Consider the following 17,497-nt stretch of genomic DNA (forward strand, 5'->3'; position numbering starts at 1 on the left):
GCACAGCTCAGGGCTCGAACCCCAGCCCTGTGCGAACTCTTCAACGCGACCCTTGAGTTTGTCGTTCTGATAAGTGAAGGCAAGCTCAGCGCCCTCGCGATGCATGGCGGCAGCGATGCCGGATGCGATGGACAGCTTGCTGGCGACACCGACGATCAGTACGCGCTTACCGGCGAGAAAACCCATGTGTTGCTCCTCTTTCAGGTTATTGCGCAGTGGCTGGTGCCAGAAAAGCGGCTTCCAGCAACTGCTGTGTATACGGATGTTTGGGGGCGGCAAAAATATCTTGCGCAGCTCCCTGTTCGACCACTTGGCCATGCTTGACCACCATCAACTGGTGGCTCAGCGCTTTGACGACAGCCAGGTCATGGCTGATGAACAAATACGTCAGGTTGTACTTGGCTTGCAGTGAACGCAACAGCTCCACCACTTGCCGCTGCACCGTGCGGTCGAGCGCCGACGTTGGCTCGTCCAGCAGGATCAGCGCCGGTTTCAGCACCAAAGCCCGGGCAATGGCGATACGTTGCCGTTGCCCACCGGAAAATTCGTGAGGGTAGCGGTGCCGGGTTTCCGGATCCAGACCTACCTCGTTCAATGCCGCAATAATCGCCGCTTCCTGCTCGGCGGCGGTGCCCATCTTGTGAATTCGCAGGCCTTCGCCAACGATGTCGCTGACGCACATCCGCGGGCTCAGGCTGCCGAACGGGTCCTGAAACACCACCTGCATCTCCCGCCGCAACGGGCGAACCTCGTTCTGCGTCAGGCAGTCTAGCTGCTTGCCCTCAAAGCGAATGGCGCCTTTGCTGCCGATCAGCCGCAAAATCGCCAGACCCAGCGTGGATTTGCCGGAACCGCTTTCCCCCACGATCCCCAGCGTCTGTCCCTGAGGCAGGCTGAAATTGATGCCGTCGACTGCCTTGACGTAATCCACCGTGCGTTTGAGCAGGCCTTTCTTGATCGGGAACCAGACTTTCAGGTTCTCGACTTCGAGCAGCGGCGCCCCGATTTTATTGGTCGCCGGGCCTCCGCTGGGCTCCGCGCCGAGCAATTCCCGAGTGTACGGATGCTGCGGCGAACGGAACAGCTCTGCGCACGATGCCTGTTCGACGATGCAACCGCGCTGCATGACACATACGCGATGCGCAATTCTTCGCACCAGGTTCAAATCGTGACTGATCAGTAGCAGCGACATGCCCAATCGAGCCTGAAGTTCCTTGAGCAAATCGAGGATTTTCAGCTGAACGGTCACGTCCAGTGCGGTGGTCGGTTCGTCGGCGATCAGCAGTTCCGGCTCGTTGGCCAACGCCATGGCGATCATCACCCGCTGGCGCTGGCCGCCGGACAGTTCATGGGGCAGGGCCTTGAGGCGCTTGTGCGGCTCGGGGATGCCGACCATCTCCAGCAGCTCCAGGGTGCGTTTGGTCGCGACTTTGCCGCTCAGGCCCTTGTGGATGCCCAATACCTCGTTGATCTGCTTCTCGATCGAGTGCAGCGGGTTGAGCGAGGTCATCGGCTCCTGAAAGATCATCGCGATGCGGTTACCGCGGATGTGGCGGATGGTCTTTTCACTCAGATCCAGCAGATTCTGCCCGGCATAACTGATGCTGCCGGCCGGATGGCGGGCCAGCGGGTAGGGCAGCAGGCGCAGGATCGAGTGCGCCGTGACCGATTTGCCCGAGCCAGACTCACCGACCAGCGCCAGGGTTTCACCGCGTTTGATGTCGAAGCTCACGCCCTCGACCACCCGATGCCGCCGCTCGTTGAGGCCGAACTCGACGGCGAGGTCGCGCACTTCGATCAGATTGTCCTGATTCATTTCACTTCCTCGGGTCGAAGGCATCGCGAGCGGACTCGCCGATAAACACCAGCAAACTCAACAACAAGGCCAACACGGCAAACGCGCTCATGCCCAGCCACGGCGCTTGCAGGTTGGATTTACCCTGGGCCACCAGTTCACCCAGCGACGGGCTGCCGGCCGGTAAACCGAAGCCGAGGAAATCCAGCGCGGTCAGGGTGCCGATGGCGCCGGTGAGGATGAACGGCATGAAGGTCATGGTCGAAACCATGGCGTTGGGCAGGATGTGGCGGAACATGATCGCGCCGTTCTGCATGCCCAGCGCCCGCGCGGCGCGCACGTATTCGAGGTTACGCCCACGCAGGAACTCCGCGCGCACCACGTCGACCAGGCTCATCCACGAGAACAGCAGCATGATCCCCAGCAACCACCAGAAATTCGGCTGGACGAAACTGGCGAGAATGATCAGCAGGTACAGCACCGGCAAACCCGACCAGATCTCCAGAAAGCGTTGCCCGGCCAGATCGACCCAGCCGCCGTAGAAACCCTGGAGGGCGCCGGCAATCACGCCGATGATCGAACTCAATACGGTCAGGGTCAGGGCAAACAGCACCGAGATGCGGAAGCCGTAGATGACCCGCGCCAGCACATCGCGGCCCTGATCGTCGGTGCCCAGCAGGTTGTCCGCCGAGGGCGGGGCCGGGGCCGGGACTTTCAGGTCGTAGTTGATGCTCTGGTAGCTGTAGGGGATCGGCGCCCACAACACCCACGCATCCTTGGCCTTGAGCAGTTCGCGGATGTACGGGCTCTTGTAGTTGGCTTCCAGCGGAAATTCGCCGCCGAAGGTGGTTTCCGGGTAGCGCTTGATCGCCGGGAAGTACCAGTTGTTGTCGTAATGCACCAGCAGCGGCTTGTCGTTGGCGATCAGCTCGGCGCCGAGGCTCAGGCCGAACAGGATCAGGAACAGCCACAGCGACCACCAGCCGCGCTTGTTGGCCTTGAACAGTTCGAAGCGGCGGCGATTGAGAGGGGACAGGTTCATCTCAATGCTCCCGGCTGGCGAAGTCGATGCGCGGATCGACCAGGGTGTAGGTGAGGTCGCCGATCAGTTTCACCACCAGGCCGAGCAGGGTGAAGATGAACAGGGTGCCGAACACCACCGGGTAATCGCGGTTGATCGCCGCTTCGAAACTCATCAGGCCGAGGCCGTCGAGGGAGAAAATCACTTCCACCAGCAACGAGCCGGTGAAGAAGATGCCGATGAACGCCGACGGGAACCCGGCAATCACCAGCAGCATGGCATTGCGGAACACGTGGCCGTAGAGCACGCGGTTGCGCGTCAGGCCCTTGGCTTTGGCGGTGACCACGTACTGCTTGTTGATCTCGTCGAGGAAGCTGTTTTTGGTCAGCAGGGTCATGGTCGCGAAGTTGCCGATCACCAGCGCGGTTACCGGCAGCGCCAGGTGCCAGAAGTAGTCGAGGATCTTGCCGCCCAGGCTCAGTTCATCGAAGTTGTTCGAGGTCAGCCCGCGTAGCGGGAACCAGTCCAGATAACTGCCGCCGGCAAACACCACGATCAGCAGGATGGCAAACAGGAACGCCGGAATCGCATAGCCGATGATGATCGCCGAACTGGTCCACACGTCGAAGTGGCTGCCGTGCCGCGTGGCTTTGGCGATCCCCAGCGGGATCGACACCAGGTACATGATCAGCGTGCTCCACAGCCCGAGCGAGATCGACACCGGCATCTTTTCCTTGATCAGGTCGATGACCTTGGCGTCACGGAAAAAACTGTCGCCGAAATCGAGCTTCGCGTAGTTCTTGACCATGATCCACAGACGTTCCGGGGCCGATTTGTCGAACCCGTACATGTGCTCGATTTCCTTGATCAGCGCCGGGTCCAGGCCTTGCGCGCCACGATAGGCGGAGCCGGCCACCGAAACCTCGGCACCGCCACCGGCGATGCGGCTGGTGGCGCCTTCGAAGCCTTCGAGCTTGGCGATCATCTGTTCCACCGGGCCGCCGGGCGCGGCCTGGATGATCACGAAGTTGATCAGCAGGATGCCGAACAGGGTCGGGATGATCAGCAGCAGTCGCCGAAAAATGTACGCCAGCATCTGATTACTCCGTGCCCACAGGGTCGGCTTGCAGTTTGGTTTCGACTTCTATGGCGGGTTTCGCGTCAGGCTTGACCCACCAGGTGTTAATTCCGATGTCGTATTTAGGCGAGACTTGCGGGTGACCGATGTGGTTCCAGTAAGCCACGCGCCAGGTCTTGATGTGCCAGTTGGGGACCACGTAGTAACCCCATTGCAGCACCCGATCCAGCGCCCGGGCATGCGCCACCAGGCTGCTGCGCGAGTCGGCGTTGATCAGGTTTTCCACCAGTTGATCGACGATCGGATCCTTCAGGCCCATGGTGTTGCGGCTGCTCGGTTTGTCGGCGGCGGCGCTCATCCAGAATTCGCGCTGCTCGTTGCCCGGCGAATTGGATTGCGGGAAGCTGCCGACCATCATGTCGAAGTCCCGCGAGCGCACGCGGTTGATGTACTGCGAGACGTCGACGCGGCGGATCACCAGATCAATGCCGAGGTCGGCCAGATTGCGTTTGAACGGCAGCAGCACGCGTTCGAATTCGGTCTGCGCGAGGAGGAATTCGATGACCACCGGTTTGCCGCTGGCGTCGACCATTTTGTCGTCGACGATCTTCCAGCCGGCCTCTTGCAGCAGTTGATAGGCCTCGCGCTGCTGGGCGCGGATCATGCCGCTGGCGTCGGTCTTGGGATTCTCGAAGGCTTCGCTGAACACCTGCGCCGGCAGTTTGCTGCGAAACGGTTCGAGGATCGTCCGTTGCTCGGCGTCGGGCAGGCCGGTGGCGGCCATTTCCGAGTTCTCGAAATAGCTGCGGGTGCGGAAGTAGGCACCGTTGAACAGCTGTTTGTTGGTCCACTCGAAATCGAACAGCAGACCGAGCGCCTGCCGCACCCGCACATCCTGAAACACCGGACGGCGCAGGTTGAAAACGAAGCCCTGCATGCCGGTCGGGTTGCTGTTGGCGATCTGTTCCTTGATCAGGCGACCTTCGGTGACCGCCGGGATGTTGTAAGCGTTGGCCCAGTTCTTCGCGGTCATTTCCAGCCAGTAATCGAACTGGCCGGCCTTCAGCGCTTCGAGGGCGACGGTGTTGTCGCGGTAGTAATCGGTGGTCATCACATCGAAGTTGTAGAAGCCGCGATTGACCGGCAGATCCTTGCCCCAGTAATCCTTGACCCGCTCATAGCGTACCGAGCGCCCGGCTTTCACTTCGGCGACCTTGTACGGGCCGCTGCCCAGTGGAATCTCCAGGTTGCCCTTGGTGAAATCGCGATTGGCCCACCAGTGTTTCGGCAGCACCGGCAACTGGCCGAGGATCAGCGGCAACTCACGATTGTTGTTGTGCTTGAACTTGAACAGCACCTTGAGCGGGTCTTCGGCGATAGCCTCTTCGACATCGCTGTAGTAGCCGCGAAACAGCGGCGAGCCGTCCTTGGTCAGGGTCTGGAAGCTGAACACCACGTCTTCGGCGCGCACCGGATGGCCGTCGTGAAAACGCGCTTCCGGGCGCAGGTAAAAACGCACCCAGCTGTTGTCCGGGGCTTTCTCGATTTTCGCGGCGATCAGGCCGTATTCGGTGAACGGCTCGTCGAGGCTGTGCTTGGTCAGGGTGTCGTAGATCTGCCCGACATCATCGGCCGGCACGCCTTTGCTGATGAACGGGTTGAGGCTGTCGAAGCCACCGAATCCGGCCTGACGGAAGATCCCGCCCTTGGGCGCGTCGGGGTTCACGTAATCGAACTGCTTGAAGTCCGCCGGGTATTTCGGCGGCTCGTTGTACAGGGTCACAGCGTGTTGCGGGGCGGCAATCGCCAGCCCGGCGAACAGCAGACCGCTGGCCTGCACGAGCAGGGCGCGGATGGGCGTCATTTATTGTTCTCCGAAGATTTTAGCCACCACGCGCTCAGGCCCAGGGTGTAGGGCGGCGTGGTGACGAAGGCCAGCCGGTTGCGGTAGGCCAGTCGGTGATAATTGAGGTACCAATTGGGAATGCTGTAGTGCTGCCACAGCAGCACGCGGTCCAGCGCCTTGCCGGCGGCGACCTGTTCGTCGCGGGTTTGCGCGGCGAGCAATTGTTCGAGCAGGTGATCGACCACCGGGTTGGCGATGCCGGCGTAATTCTTGCTGCCCTTGACCCCGACCTGACTGGAATGGAAGTACTGCCATTGCTCCAGTCCCGGGCTGAGGGTCTGGTTGAGCGTCATCAGGATCATGTCGAAATCGAACTGGTCCAGACGCTGTTTGTACTGGGCGCGATCCACCGTGCGCAGGCGCGCGTCGATGCCGATGCTGTTGAGGTTTTCGATGTACGGCTGGAGGATCCGTTCAAGGTTCGGATTGACCAGCAGCAACTCGAAACTCAGCGGCTGGCCCTTGGCGTTTTGCAGGCGCTGGCCGTTGAGCTTCCAGCCGGCCTCGGCGAGCAGCGCCAGGGCCTTGCGCATGGTTTCCCGGGGGATGCCGCGGCCGTCGGTCTGCGGCAGGCTGAACGGCTCGGTGAACAGCTTCGCGGGTAGCTGATCTTTATACGGCTTGAGCATCAGCCACTCATGCCCGACCGGCAGGCCGCTGGCGCTGAATTCGCTGTTCGGGTAATAGCTGGTGGTGCGCTGGTAGGCGTCGCTGAACAGTGCGCGGTTGGTCCACTCGAAGTCGAACATCAGGCCCAGCGCTTCGCGCACCTTGACGTCGCTGAAGGTCGCGCGTCGGGTGTTCATGAACAGACCCTGGCTCTGGGTCGGGATCTGGTGCGGGATCTGCGCCTTGATCACCTCGCCACGGCGCACCGCCGGGAAGTTGTAGCCGTTGGCCCAGTTCTTCGCCTGATGCTCGATGTAGATGTCGAACTCGCCGGCCTTGAACGCTTCGAAGGCCACGTCGCTGTCGCGGTAGAACTCGACCTCCATGCGATCGAAGTTGTACTTGCCGCGATTGACCGCCAGGTCCTTGCCCCAGTAATCCTTGACCCGCTCGAAAATCAGCTGGCGCCCCGGCGTCACCGAGGTGATGCGGTACGGGCCACTGCCCAGCGGTGGCTCGAAGGTGGTGGCCTTGAAGTCGCGATCCTTCCAGTAATGCTGCGGCAGCACCGGCAACTCACCGAGGCGCAGGATCAGCAGCGGATTACCGGAGCGCTTCATCACGAAGCGAATCCGCTGGCGGTTGAGGATATCGACCCGCGAGACCTCCTGCAGAGCGGTGCGGTACAGCGGGTGGCCGTCCTTGAGCAGCAAGCGATAGGAGAACGCGACGTCGTAGGCGGTGATCGGCGTGCCATCGTGAAAGCGTGCTTCCGGGCGCAGATTGAACACCACCCAGCTGCGATCTTCGCTGTACTCCACCGATTGCGCGATCAAGCCATAGCTCGACGCCGGTTCGTCACCGGAGGGCGAATATTGGCCGGTGCCGATCATCAGCGGCTCGTTCAACTCGTTGATGCCGTACTGCAGGAAATTCGGGGTGGTCACCGGGCTGGTGCCCTTGAACGTGTACGGATTGACCGTATCGAAGGTGCCGAACGCCATCACCCGCAACGTACCACCCTTGGGCGCTTGCGGGTTGACCCAGTCGAAGTGGGTAAATCTGGCCGAGTACTTGAGCGTGCCGAACTGCGCATAACCGTGACTTTCGGTGATCGTCGCGCTTGCGGGTGAGCTCAAGGCCAGGCTGATCAGGAGCAGGAGGAGGGGACGCTTCAAGTCAGATCCGATCCAGGCGGCTTGGGCTTTGTGGGCCGTACAGTAACAGCTTGTCTGGACAGGAAAAAGATAGCGGGTTAATGCTGTGTTAATGCAAAAAAAAGATCGCAGCCTTCGGCAGCTCCTACAGAGAACAATGTAGGAGCTGCCGAAGGCTGCGATCTTTTGATTTCAACTCAGTGCGGCTGGTAAACCGTGAGCATCTGCCCAGGCTTGAGGGCCTTGCCGGCACCCGGGTTCCAGCGCTTGAGATGTTGCATCTCGACGTTGAAACGCTTGGCCACCACATACAACGTGTCGCCACGCTTGACCTTGTACTGGGTCTGCTGCTGGCTGTCGGCCTTGCCTTTGGTCTTGCTGTTGGCGGCAATCACCGTATTGACCCGGCCACTGTTGCGAGTCGGGACGCGTTTGGTGGTGTCTTGCATCACCAGGGTCTGGCCGACCTTGAGGTTCTTCCCGGACAGCTTGTTCCAGCGTTGCAGATCCCTGACTTCGACCTTGTTGGCCTTGGCAATGGAACCGAGGTTGTCGCCGCGTTTGACCCGATAGGCGCGCTTGAGCTTCGCCACTTCAGTCGGGTCGGCACCGTCGAACACCGGCTTCAGCGAACGCGGGCTGATCAGTTCTTCAGGCCGCATGGTCTGCAGGCTGGCGGTCAGCAGTTGCGCCTTGGACGTCGGCACCAGCAGATGCTGCGGGCCGTCGATGGTGGTGCGCTGCTTGAAGGCCGGATTGAGCTGGAACAGCTCGTCTTCGTCGATGTTGGCCACCGCTGCGACCTTGGACAGGTCCATGCGCTGGTTGATTTCGACGACCTGGAAATACGGTTCGTTGGCGATCGGGTTGAGGTTCACCCCGTAGGCTTCCGGGGCCAGCACCACTTGCGACAGGGCCAGCAGCTTTGGCACGTAGGCCTGGGTTTCCGCCGGCAACGACGACAGGTTCCAGTAATCGGTCGGCAGGCCGAGCTTTTCGTTGCGCTCGATGGCGCGGCTGACCGTGCCTTCACCGGCGTTATAGGCCGCGAGGGCCAGCAGCCAGTCACCGTTGAACATGTCGTGCAGACGGGTCAGGTAGTCCATCGCGGCGGTGGTCGAGGCGGTGATGTCGCGACGGCCATCATAAAAGCGGGTCTGGCGCAGGTTGTAGTAACGGCCGGTGGACGGAATGAATTGCCACAGGCCCGATGCGTCGGCCCGGGAATAGGCCATCGGGTTGTAGGCGCTCTCGATCACTGGCAGCAGGGCCAGTTCCAGCGGCATGTTGCGCTCTTCGAGGCGTTCGACGATGTAATGAATATAGAGGCTGCCGCGTTCGCCGGCGTTCTCCAGAAAGGACGGGTTACTGGCGAACCACAGGCGCTGCTGCTCGATGCGCGGGTTGACGCCCAGGCCGTCCTGCAGCTGGAAACCACCGCGCATGCGTTCCCAGATGTCCTGAGGCACCTGCGGGCTGGGCTTCTCGCTGAGCCAGATCGGCTTCTGCTTGGCGCGCGCAGCAATGTTCGGCGTATGGCTCGCTTCAGGCTGCGGAGCATGGCTGGAACAGCCCGCCAACGTGGCGGACACAGCCACCGCGATGGCTTGCGCCAGGCGGGTCAGCGTGTCTGAATTGACGGACTTACGTATGGATGACGACATTGGCTGGAAGTAAGTTCCGGGCAAAAATGTCGGGCGATTCTAGAAAGCGCACCCCCCGCGGTCAACCATTCAGAATTTTTGTACCAAGTGGTGAGTCACTTAGAACGTATCTTTCCATGCCCGCAGAGCCGCAAAAACCTCACTCGGCGCCCGGTTTTGAGCGCCTGCCCGTTCGTCCACTTTTTGTGTAACTAATGTTTCAGAGGTACGCAAAAACGGATTTGTGAGCTTTTCCAGGGCCAGCGTCGAGGGCAGGGTCATCACGCCTTTTTCCCGTTGTTGGGTGACTTTTTCCAGACGGGCGGCAATGTCCGGGTTGCCCGGTTCGACCGCCGCGGCAAACTTCAGATTGCTCAGGGTGTATTCATGGGTGCAATACACCAGCGTATCCTCGGGCAAGGCAGCGAGGCGGCTGAGCGAGTGGTGCATTTGCTCCGGCGTGCCTTCGAACAGGCGTCCGCAACCGGCGGCGAACAGGGTGTCGCCGCAAAACAGCAGGCCGTGGTGGTAATAGGCGATGTGGCCGAGGGTATGACCCGGCACTGCATAGACATCGAAGTCCCAACCGAGGACGCTGACCTTGTCGTGGTCCTTGAGCGCCACGTCGCGCCCTGGAATGTTTTCGCTGGCCGGGCCGTAGACTTTGGCGCCGCTCGCGGCTTTCAGGCGTTCGACGCCGCCGACGTGATCATGGTGGTGATGGGTGATCAGAATGTCGCTCAGCACCCAGCCCGGGTGCGCGGCCAGCCAGGCCTGCACCGGCGCGGCATCGCCCGGGTCGACCACGGCGCAGCGCTGGGTGCGGTGATCCTGTAACAACCAGATGTAGTTGTCGGTGAACGCGGGCAGGGCACTGATCTGTATCATCGTCGGAATTCGCCAAGCGGAAAACATTGGCGCATCTTAGAGCTTCTAGCGGCGTTGGAGAATGACATGACCGATAAAGCGTTCGCTCAGGCCGATCCCGACTGGCTGGCGTTGATCGGCGCGGCCCGTGAATGGCTGGCCGGCCCGCTCGGGCAATTTCTGCTGGATGAAGAACGGCGCATGCTCGAAGACGAGTTGGGGCGCTTCTTCGGCGGTTATCTGGTGCATTACGGGCCGTCGGCCCAGACCCCGCCGTCGGCGCCGCAGGTGCAGCGTAACGTGCGGCTCGGCGCGCCATTGCCGGGGGTCGAGATTGTCTGCGAGGAGCAGGCCTGGCCGTTGAGCGAGCACGCCGCTGACGTGGTGGTGTTGCAGCACGGTCTGGATTTCTGCCTGTCGCCCCACGGCTTGCTGCGTGAAGCGGCGAGCAGCGTACGCCCCGGCGGGCATCTGCTGATCATCGGCATCAACCCCTGGAGCACCTGGGGCTTGCGTCACGTGTTCGCCCACGACGCCCTGCGCCAGGCGCGCTGCATCTCGCCGTCGCGAGTCGCCGACTGGCTCAACCTGCTGGGCTTTGCGCTGGAGAAACGCCGCTTCGGGTGCTATCGTCCGCCGCTCGCGTCGCCCAAGTGGCAGGCCCGACTGGCCGGCTGGGAACGCAAGGCCGGCGACTGGCAACTGTCGGGCGGTGGCTTCTATTTATTGGTCGCGCGCAAGATCGTGGTTGGCCTGCGTCCGGTGCGTCAGGAACGCCGCGAGCCGATGGGTAAGCTGATTCCGCTGCCGATGGCCAAGGTCAACCGCCGTCGTATCGAACCGTAAACCTTCTTTTTATAGTGGCCGGACTTGCTCCGGCTGCGGCCATCGTCGATCCGCGATTGACGGGGCCAGGCATTTTTCTGGATAGAGTGGCATGAGCGAAAGCGTCGATAGCGTAGAACTGTTCACCGACGGCGCCTGCAAGGGCAATCCCGGCCCGGGCGGCTGGGGCGCCTTGCTGGTGTGCAAGGGCGTCGAAAAGGAACTGTGGGGCGGCGAAGCCAACACCACCAACAACCGCATGGAACTGCTCGGCGCCATCCGTGGCCTCGAAGCCTTGAAGCGGCCCTGCGAAGTGCTGCTGGTGACCGACTCGCAATACGTGATGAAGGGCATCAACGAGTGGATGGCCAACTGGAAGAAGCGCGGCTGGAAGACGGCGGCGAAAGAGCCGGTGAAAAATGCTGACCTGTGGAAAGAGCTGGACGAGCAGGTCAACCGGCACAAAGTCACCTGGAAGTGGGTGCGCGGACACATTGGTCACCACGGTAACGAACGGGCTGACCAGTTGGCCAACCGTGGGGTGGATGAAGTGCGCGGGTACAAGCAGAGCTGATTCCCTCCGTTGCACCGAGTCGTGGCCTTCGCGAGCAAGCCCGCTCCCACACTGGGTCTCCTGCGTACATCAACATTGTGACCACCGCAGATCATGTGTGGGAGCGGGCTTGCTCGCGAATGGGCGCGACACGGTCTGACTGAAACACCCCACCGAGCGTGTTAACATCGCCGCTTTTGCACGATTGACCCCGTTGAGAACTGAACACTGATGGCCACCAGATCCGTTGTACTCGATACCGAAACCACCGGCATGCCGGTGACCGATGGTCACCGGATCATTGAAATCGGCTGTGTCGAACTGATCGGTCGGCGCCTGACGGGCCGGCATTTTCACGTTTACCTGCAACCGGATCGCGAAAGTGACGAGGGCGCGATCGGCGTTCACGGCATCACCAACGAATTCCTCGTCGGCAAACCGCGCTTTGCCGAAGTCGCCGACGAGTTCTTCGAGTTCATCAACGGCGCGCAGCTGATCATCCATAACGCGGCGTTCGACGTTGGCTTCATCAACAACGAATTCGCCCTGATGGGCCAGCATGATCGTGCGGACATCACGCAGCACTGCACGATCCTCGACACCCTGATGATGGCCCGGGAACGTCACCCGGGGCAGCGCAACAGCCTCGACGCCTTGTGCAAGCGTTATGGCGTCGACAACTCCGGCCGTGAACTGCACGGCGCCTTGCTCGACTCGGAGATTCTGGCCGACGTCTACCTGACCATGACCGGTGGCCAGACCAGCCTTTCGCTGGCCGGCAACGCTTCCGACGGCAATGGCACGGGCGAGGGCGCGGACAATTCCGCTACCGAGATCCGTCGTCTGCCGGCGGATCGTCAGCCTGCGCGGATCATTCGCGCGACGGAAGACGAACTGGCGGCGCATATGGCGCGGCTGGAGATCATTGCCAAGTCGGCGGGTGGGCCGGCGTTGTGGACGCAGATTGCCGAGGCTGATGCTCAGGCCTGAACACATTTGTGGCGAGGGAGCTTGCTCCCGCTTGGCTGCGAAGCAGTCATAAAACCTGAATGCACATTGCTGCTGAACGAATACCGGGGGCCGCTTCGCGCCCCAGCGGGAGCAAGCTCCCTCGCCACAAAAGCCGAGTCAGGCTGAGTGAAGCCAAGTGGCCACCCTCGCCACTTTCGCTGCAACCCTCTACCCTGAGTGCATTGGCAGACTTTGATCCGCCGCCTCGGGACACTGAGCCTCATGTACAAAGATTTGAAGTTTCCGGTGTTGATCGTCCACCGCGACATCAAGGCCGACACGGTCGCCGGTGACCGTATCCGTGGCATCGCCCGGGAGTTGGAGCAGGAAGGTTTCAATATCGTTTCGGCCATCGACTATACCGAAGGGCGGTTGGTGGCTTCCACCCATCATGGGCTGGCGTGCATGCTGATCGCTGCCGAAGACGCCAGCACCAATTCCCATCTCTTACAAAACATGGCCGAACTGATCGGCCTGGCGCGGGTGCGGGCGCCGGATCTGCCGATCTTTGCTCTGGGCGAACAGGTGACCCTGGAAAATGCCCCGGCCGATGCCATGGCCGAACTCAATCAGTTGCGCGGCATTCTCTATCTGTTCGAAGACACCGTGCCGTTTCTCGCCCGGCAAGTGGCGCGGGCGGCGCGCAAATATCTGGATGGTCTGCTGCCGCCGTTCTTCAAGGCGCTGGTGCAGCACACCGCCGATTCCAACTATTCCTGGCACACCCCCGGTCATGGCGGTGGCGTGGCTTATCACAAGAGTCCGGTGGGGCAGGCGTTTCATCAGTTTTTTGGCGAAAACACCCTGCGTTCGGACTTGTCGGTCTCGGTGCCAGAGCTGGGTTCGCTGCTCGATCACACTGGGCCACTGGCCGAAGCCGAAGAACGCGCCGCGCGCAACTTTGGCGCCGATCACACGTTTTTCGTGATCAACGGCACCTCGACCGCCAACAAGATCGTCTGGCACTCGATGGTCGGCCGTGATGATCTGGTGCTGGTGGATCGCAACTGCCACAAATCGGTGCTGCACGCGATCATCATGACCGGTGCGATCCCGCTGTACCTGTGCCCGGAGCGCAATGAGCTGGGGATCATCGGCCCGATTCCGCTGAGCGAATTCAGCCGCGAGTCGATCCAGGCCAAAATCGACGCCAGCCCGCTGACCAAGGGCCGGGCGCCGAAAGTCAAACTGGCGGTGGTCACCAATTCGACCTACGACGGCCTGTGCTACAACGCCGAACTGATCAAGCAGAGCCTGGGCAACAGCGTCGAAGTGCTGCATTTCGATGAGGCGTGGTACGCCTACGCGGCGTTTCACGAGTTCTTCGCCGGGCGTTATGGCATGGCCACTTCGCGCACGGAAGACAGCCCGCTGGTGTTCACCACCCATTCCACGCACAAGCTGCTCGCTGCATTCAGCCAGGCCTCGATGATTCATGTGCAGGACGGCGGTGCGCGGCAACTGGACCGCGACCGCTTCAACGAAGCGTTCATGATGCACATCTCGACCTCGCCGCAATACAGCATCATCGCTTCGCTGGATGTGGCTTCGGCGATGATGGAAGGACCGGCCGGGCGCTCGTTGTTGCAGGAAACCTTCGATGAAGCGCTGAGTTTTCGCCGGGCGCTGGCCAATCTGCGCCAGCACATTGCGGCGGATGACTGGTGGTTTTCGATATGGCAGCCGCCGGGCGTCGAAGGCATCGACCGGGTGCAAACCGAAGACTGGCTGTTGCAGCCGGACGCTGACTGGCATGGCTTCGGCGAAGTCAGCGACGACTATGTGTTGCTCGACCCGATCAAAGTGACCCTGGTCATGCCCGGATTGAATGCCGGCGGCGCGCTGAGCGAAAAGGGTATCCCGGCGGCGGTGGTCAGCAAGTTCCTCTGGGAGCGCGGGCTGGTGGTGGAGAAAACCGGGCTGTATTCGTTCCTGGTGCTGTTCTCGATGGGCATCACCAAGGGCAAGTGGAGCACGCTGCTCACCGAGTTGCTGGAATTCAAACGCAGTTACGACGCCAACGTCAGCCTCGCGACCTGCCTGCCGTGCGTGGCGCAGCAAGACACCGCGCGCTATCGCGGCATGGGCCTGCGTGACCTGTGCGATCAGCTGCACGCCTGTTACCGCAGCAACGCCACCGCCAAACATCTGAAACGCATGTACACGGTGCTGCCGGAAATCGCCATGAAACCGGCCCACGCCTACGATCATCTGGTGCGTGGCGAAGTCGAGGCGGTGCCGATCGACGCGCTGGAAGGGCGGATCGCGGCGGTGATGCTGGTGCCGTATCCACCGGGGATTCCGTTGATCATGCCAGGCGAGCGCTTTACCGAGGCAACCCGCTCGATCATCGACTACCTGAAGTTTGCCCGCACGTTCGATAGCAGCTTCCCCGGTTTTGTCGCTGATGTGCATGGACTGCAACATGAAGACGAAGGCAATGGGCGGCAGTACACCGTCGATTGCGTCAAGGAATGAGGACCTTTCCGAGTATGCAACCGGTCATGAATCCGAAATACCCAGGGCTGTCGGTGCGCGTCGCCGACGATGGTTTCGCCGCTTATATCTGGGGCAGCGATTTCAGTTTTGAGGTGGCCGCGTATGGCACGGCAGTGATCGGCCAACCGGTCGAGCGCTGGGCGGTGACCCCGATCGTGCCGTACCGCAAGTGTTACGGCATCGACCCTGAGGAGTTCAGCAGCTACCGCGATGGCGCCGACAGCGCGATCTTCATGGCATATCTGGACGACGAGCCGGTCGGTCATCTGGTGGTCAGCACCAATTGGAACGGCTTCGCCCACATCGACGAGTTGGCCGTGCATGCCCCGGCACGCCGGCATGGCGTGGCCAAGGCATTGCTGGATGTCGCGCAGTTCTGGAGTCGCAAGAAGAAACTGCCGGGGATCATGCTCGAGACGCAGAACAACAACCTCGGTGCCTGTCGCCTGTATGAGCGCTGTGGCTACGAGATTGGCGGTATCGACCATTTGCGTTATCGCGGGATTGACCCGAACACCGCTGAAGTTGCGCTGTTCTGGTACCGACTGTTCGATAATCCGTTGGAAAACCCGCTCAGCTCGCCAGCATCGCCTCGGCTTGTTCCGTGATGATCGTCAGCAGGGACTGAATCGCCGCTGGCGTCGCCGAGTGCTGGTAGGTCAGGGCATACAGGGTGATCGGCACCGCCGGTGACAACGGGCAGACATCCAGTCCGCCGGCCCGCGCGCCGAGGGCGGTGAACGGATCGACGATGGCCAGGCCTGCGCCGGCCTCGACCATGCTGCGCATCATCTGATGGGTCTGCACCCGGGTCTGGATGCTTGGCGCCGGGCGCAGGGCCTGGAGTTTGTTCTCCAGTGCCGGGCTCAACGGGTCGTGGCCTTCAAGGCCGACCATCGCCTGTCCGGCGAGATCCTGCAGGGAAATGTATTTCTGTTTCGGTTGCAGCCAGCCGTGGGGCGCAAGCAGTTGCAGCTTGCCGTGGGCCAATGGCTGGCAGTGGATGTCGGCATGTTCGGGGTCGTGCAGGCTCAGGCCCAGATCGCTTTCACGCAGCAACAGGCTGCGGACGATGTCGCACGTGGGCGAACTGAGCAAGCGGCAGGGGGCATCGGGCAAACGTCGGCGCAGCAGCGCGATGCTTTGCGGCAACAACTGTTGCGCCAGCGGCGGGGTGCCGATAATGCGCAGGGGCGGGGCGAGGTATTGCTTGAGGCTGCTGGCCAGACGCTGCACCGGTTCCAGCGCTTGATAGACGTGAGCGATTTCCACCTGCAACGCCCGCGCTTCAGGCGTCGATTGCAGTCGGCCCCGTACGCTGGCGAACAGCATGAACCCCAGCTGACTCTCGGCTTCGCGCAATCGCTCTTCGACGTCGGTCACCGGCAGTTGCAGCCATTCGGCGGCGGTGCCCAGGTGACCGGTCTGCAAGAGCGCCTGAATCACTTCGATATGACGTAAACGCATGCGTGAAGTCCATGTTCAGCAGGTGGGGTCAGTGGCTGAATCCTACCCCAAGTCTGCGCATATGACTTCTGCTCATAACGCGCGGTTATTGAGCGACGGTTGGCTCGGGTTCGCGAATCAGCGTGATGTCCGACTGAACCAGCAAAAACTCGCTGTCGCTGAGCTTTTTGACGCGATCGCCAATGGCCAGCTTGTAGGTGGTGACAGGCTCCATGCCGGTGAGACCGTCTGCCGACGGGGTGGATTCCTGGAACTCATGCACGGAATAAACGCGGCCTTCCGCATCTCTTGCATGGAACTGACCGACGAGTACTGCTGCCATCTGCTTAGAACCTCTGGAGATAAAACACTTGATTTGCGGCTTGGTAGACCGTGATCAAGCCCTGTAAGTTTTCCTACAGGAAAAAAATAATCAGTGCGGAGGAATTTCCTTCGCTCACTGGTGGAGTCGGCATCGGATCATCTATAACTACAGGCTCCTTCCACGGACAGTCGAGAGTCTTCCATGAGCAATGTCTACAACGTCGCTGTAGTCGTCGGCAGCCTACGCAAAGCTTCGATCAATCGCAAAGTCGCGCTGGCGCTTGCTGAACTGGCACCGGCGAACCTCAAACTGAAGATTGTCGAAATCGGCGACCTGCCTCTGTACAACGAAGACATCGACGGCGATTCACCGCCGGCAGCCTACAGCACTTTTCGCCAGCAGGTGGGCTCTTCCGACGCGGTGCTGTTTGTCACCCCGGAATATAACCGCTCGGTACCGGCACCGTTGAAGAATGCGATTGACGTGGGTTCACGGCCGTATGGCAAAAGCGTCTGGGGCGGCAAGCCGGGGGCGGTGATCAGCGTGTCGCCGGGGGCGATTGGCGGTTTTGGCGCCAACCAGCATTTGCGCCAGTCTTTCGTGTTTCTCGATGTACCGTGCATGCAGCAGCCAGAGGCGTATCTGGGCGGGGCGGGTTCGGCGTTCGATGAGGCCGGCAAGTTGAGCGAGTCGGTGAAACCTTTTCTGCAGAATTTCATCAATGCCTACGGACAATTCGTAGAGCAACACAAAAAATAAGCC

Annotated in this window: 16 protein-coding genes; 6 read left to right on the plus strand and 10 right to left on the minus strand. The window is 61.1% G+C overall.

Annotated features, from left to right (window positions below; genetic code table 11):
- The 8 genes from ACIOUG_RS05835 to gloB form a co-directional block, all read right to left on the minus strand.
- Nucleotides 1-186 (minus strand): SDR family oxidoreductase (locus ACIOUG_RS05835; protein ID WP_401063279.1); only part of this gene is annotated, 186 nt, incomplete at its 3' end.
- A gap of 19 nt (nucleotides 187-205) precedes the next feature.
- Nucleotides 206-1,816, minus strand: a complete 1,611-nt coding sequence (locus ACIOUG_RS05840) for an ABC transporter ATP-binding protein (protein WP_401063281.1) — start codon at nucleotides 1,814-1,816, stop codon at nucleotides 206-208.
- Between the two features lies 1 nt (nucleotide 1,817).
- On the minus strand, nucleotides 1,818-2,837 hold the full coding sequence (locus ACIOUG_RS05845) for an ABC transporter permease (protein ID WP_401063284.1): 1,020 nt from the start codon (nucleotides 2,835-2,837) through the stop codon (nucleotides 1,818-1,820).
- A 1-nt stretch (nucleotide 2,838) separates the two neighbouring features.
- Entirely contained in the window at nucleotides 2,839-3,912 is a 1,074-nt protein-coding gene (locus ACIOUG_RS05850; RefSeq protein WP_003224148.1) for a microcin C ABC transporter permease YejB, read from the minus strand.
- Between the two features lie 4 nt (nucleotides 3,913-3,916).
- Entirely contained in the window at nucleotides 3,917-5,758 is a 1,842-nt protein-coding gene (locus tag ACIOUG_RS05855; RefSeq protein WP_401063287.1) for an extracellular solute-binding protein, read from the minus strand.
- Nucleotides 5,755-7,587 (minus strand): extracellular solute-binding protein, encoded by a 1,833-nt coding sequence (locus ACIOUG_RS05860; protein ID WP_401063290.1) that lies wholly within the window; start codon nucleotides 7,585-7,587, stop codon nucleotides 5,755-5,757. Before ACIOUG_RS05860 ends, ACIOUG_RS05855 begins: the two co-directional genes overlap by 4 nt.
- Before the next feature lie 176 nt (nucleotides 7,588-7,763).
- A complete protein-coding gene (locus ACIOUG_RS05865; RefSeq protein WP_401063293.1) occupies nucleotides 7,764-9,230 on the minus strand; it encodes a LysM peptidoglycan-binding domain-containing protein in 1,467 nt (488 codons plus the stop codon).
- Between the two features lie 99 nt (nucleotides 9,231-9,329).
- Nucleotides 9,330-10,097 carry a hydroxyacylglutathione hydrolase gene (gene gloB, locus ACIOUG_RS05870; protein ID WP_401063295.1) on the minus strand — a complete coding sequence of 256 codons (768 nt, stop codon included), beginning with the start codon at nucleotides 10,095-10,097 and terminating at the stop codon, nucleotides 9,330-9,332.
- Between the two features lie 66 nt (nucleotides 10,098-10,163).
- Between gloB and ACIOUG_RS05875 the strand changes: the two genes are divergently transcribed.
- From ACIOUG_RS05875 to ACIOUG_RS05895, 5 genes are all read left to right on the plus strand, one after another.
- The gene (locus ACIOUG_RS05875) at nucleotides 10,164-10,922 is read left to right on the plus strand and encodes a methyltransferase domain-containing protein (RefSeq protein WP_003224159.1); all 759 of its coding nucleotides are present in this window, start codon (nucleotides 10,164-10,166) and stop codon (nucleotides 10,920-10,922) included.
- Between the two features lie 91 nt (nucleotides 10,923-11,013).
- Nucleotides 11,014-11,475, plus strand: a complete 462-nt coding sequence (gene rnhA, locus ACIOUG_RS05880) for a ribonuclease HI (protein WP_003224162.1) — start codon at nucleotides 11,014-11,016, stop codon at nucleotides 11,473-11,475.
- Nucleotides 11,476-11,685: 210 nt separating this feature from the next.
- Entirely contained in the window at nucleotides 11,686-12,444 is a 759-nt protein-coding gene (gene dnaQ, locus ACIOUG_RS05885; protein WP_401063299.1) for a DNA polymerase III subunit epsilon, read from the plus strand.
- Nucleotides 12,445-12,687: 243 nt separating this feature from the next.
- A complete protein-coding gene (locus tag ACIOUG_RS05890) occupies nucleotides 12,688-14,943 on the plus strand; it encodes an Orn/Lys/Arg decarboxylase N-terminal domain-containing protein (protein WP_401063302.1) in 2,256 nt (751 codons plus the stop codon).
- Nucleotides 14,944-14,957: 14 nt separating this feature from the next.
- Nucleotides 14,958-15,572: a GNAT family N-acetyltransferase gene (locus ACIOUG_RS05895; RefSeq protein WP_401063305.1), complete on the plus strand. Its 615-nt coding sequence runs from the start codon at nucleotides 14,958-14,960 to the stop codon at nucleotides 15,570-15,572.
- Here ACIOUG_RS05895 and ACIOUG_RS05900 read toward each other — a convergent pair.
- Both ACIOUG_RS05900 and ACIOUG_RS05905 read right to left on the minus strand, forming a co-directional pair.
- Nucleotides 15,538-16,431, minus strand: a complete 894-nt coding sequence (locus ACIOUG_RS05900; protein WP_401063307.1) for a LysR substrate-binding domain-containing protein — start codon at nucleotides 16,429-16,431, stop codon at nucleotides 15,538-15,540. The two genes, ACIOUG_RS05895 and ACIOUG_RS05900, sit on opposite strands and share 35 nt — an antisense overlap.
- An 85-nt stretch (nucleotides 16,432-16,516) precedes the next feature.
- Nucleotides 16,517-16,753: a hypothetical protein gene (locus ACIOUG_RS05905; protein ID WP_025109098.1), complete on the minus strand. Its 237-nt coding sequence runs from the start codon at nucleotides 16,751-16,753 to the stop codon at nucleotides 16,517-16,519.
- A gap of 183 nt (nucleotides 16,754-16,936) precedes the next feature.
- Between ACIOUG_RS05905 and ACIOUG_RS05910 the strand changes: the two genes are divergently transcribed.
- Entirely contained in the window at nucleotides 16,937-17,494 is a 558-nt protein-coding gene (locus ACIOUG_RS05910) for an NADPH-dependent FMN reductase (protein WP_401063310.1), read from the plus strand.
- Nucleotides 17,495-17,497 lie beyond the last annotated feature (3 nt).

Source organism: Pseudomonas sp. NPDC087803 (assembly GCF_044742995.1).
Classification (GTDB): Bacteria; Pseudomonadota; Gammaproteobacteria; order Pseudomonadales; family Pseudomonadaceae; genus Aquipseudomonas.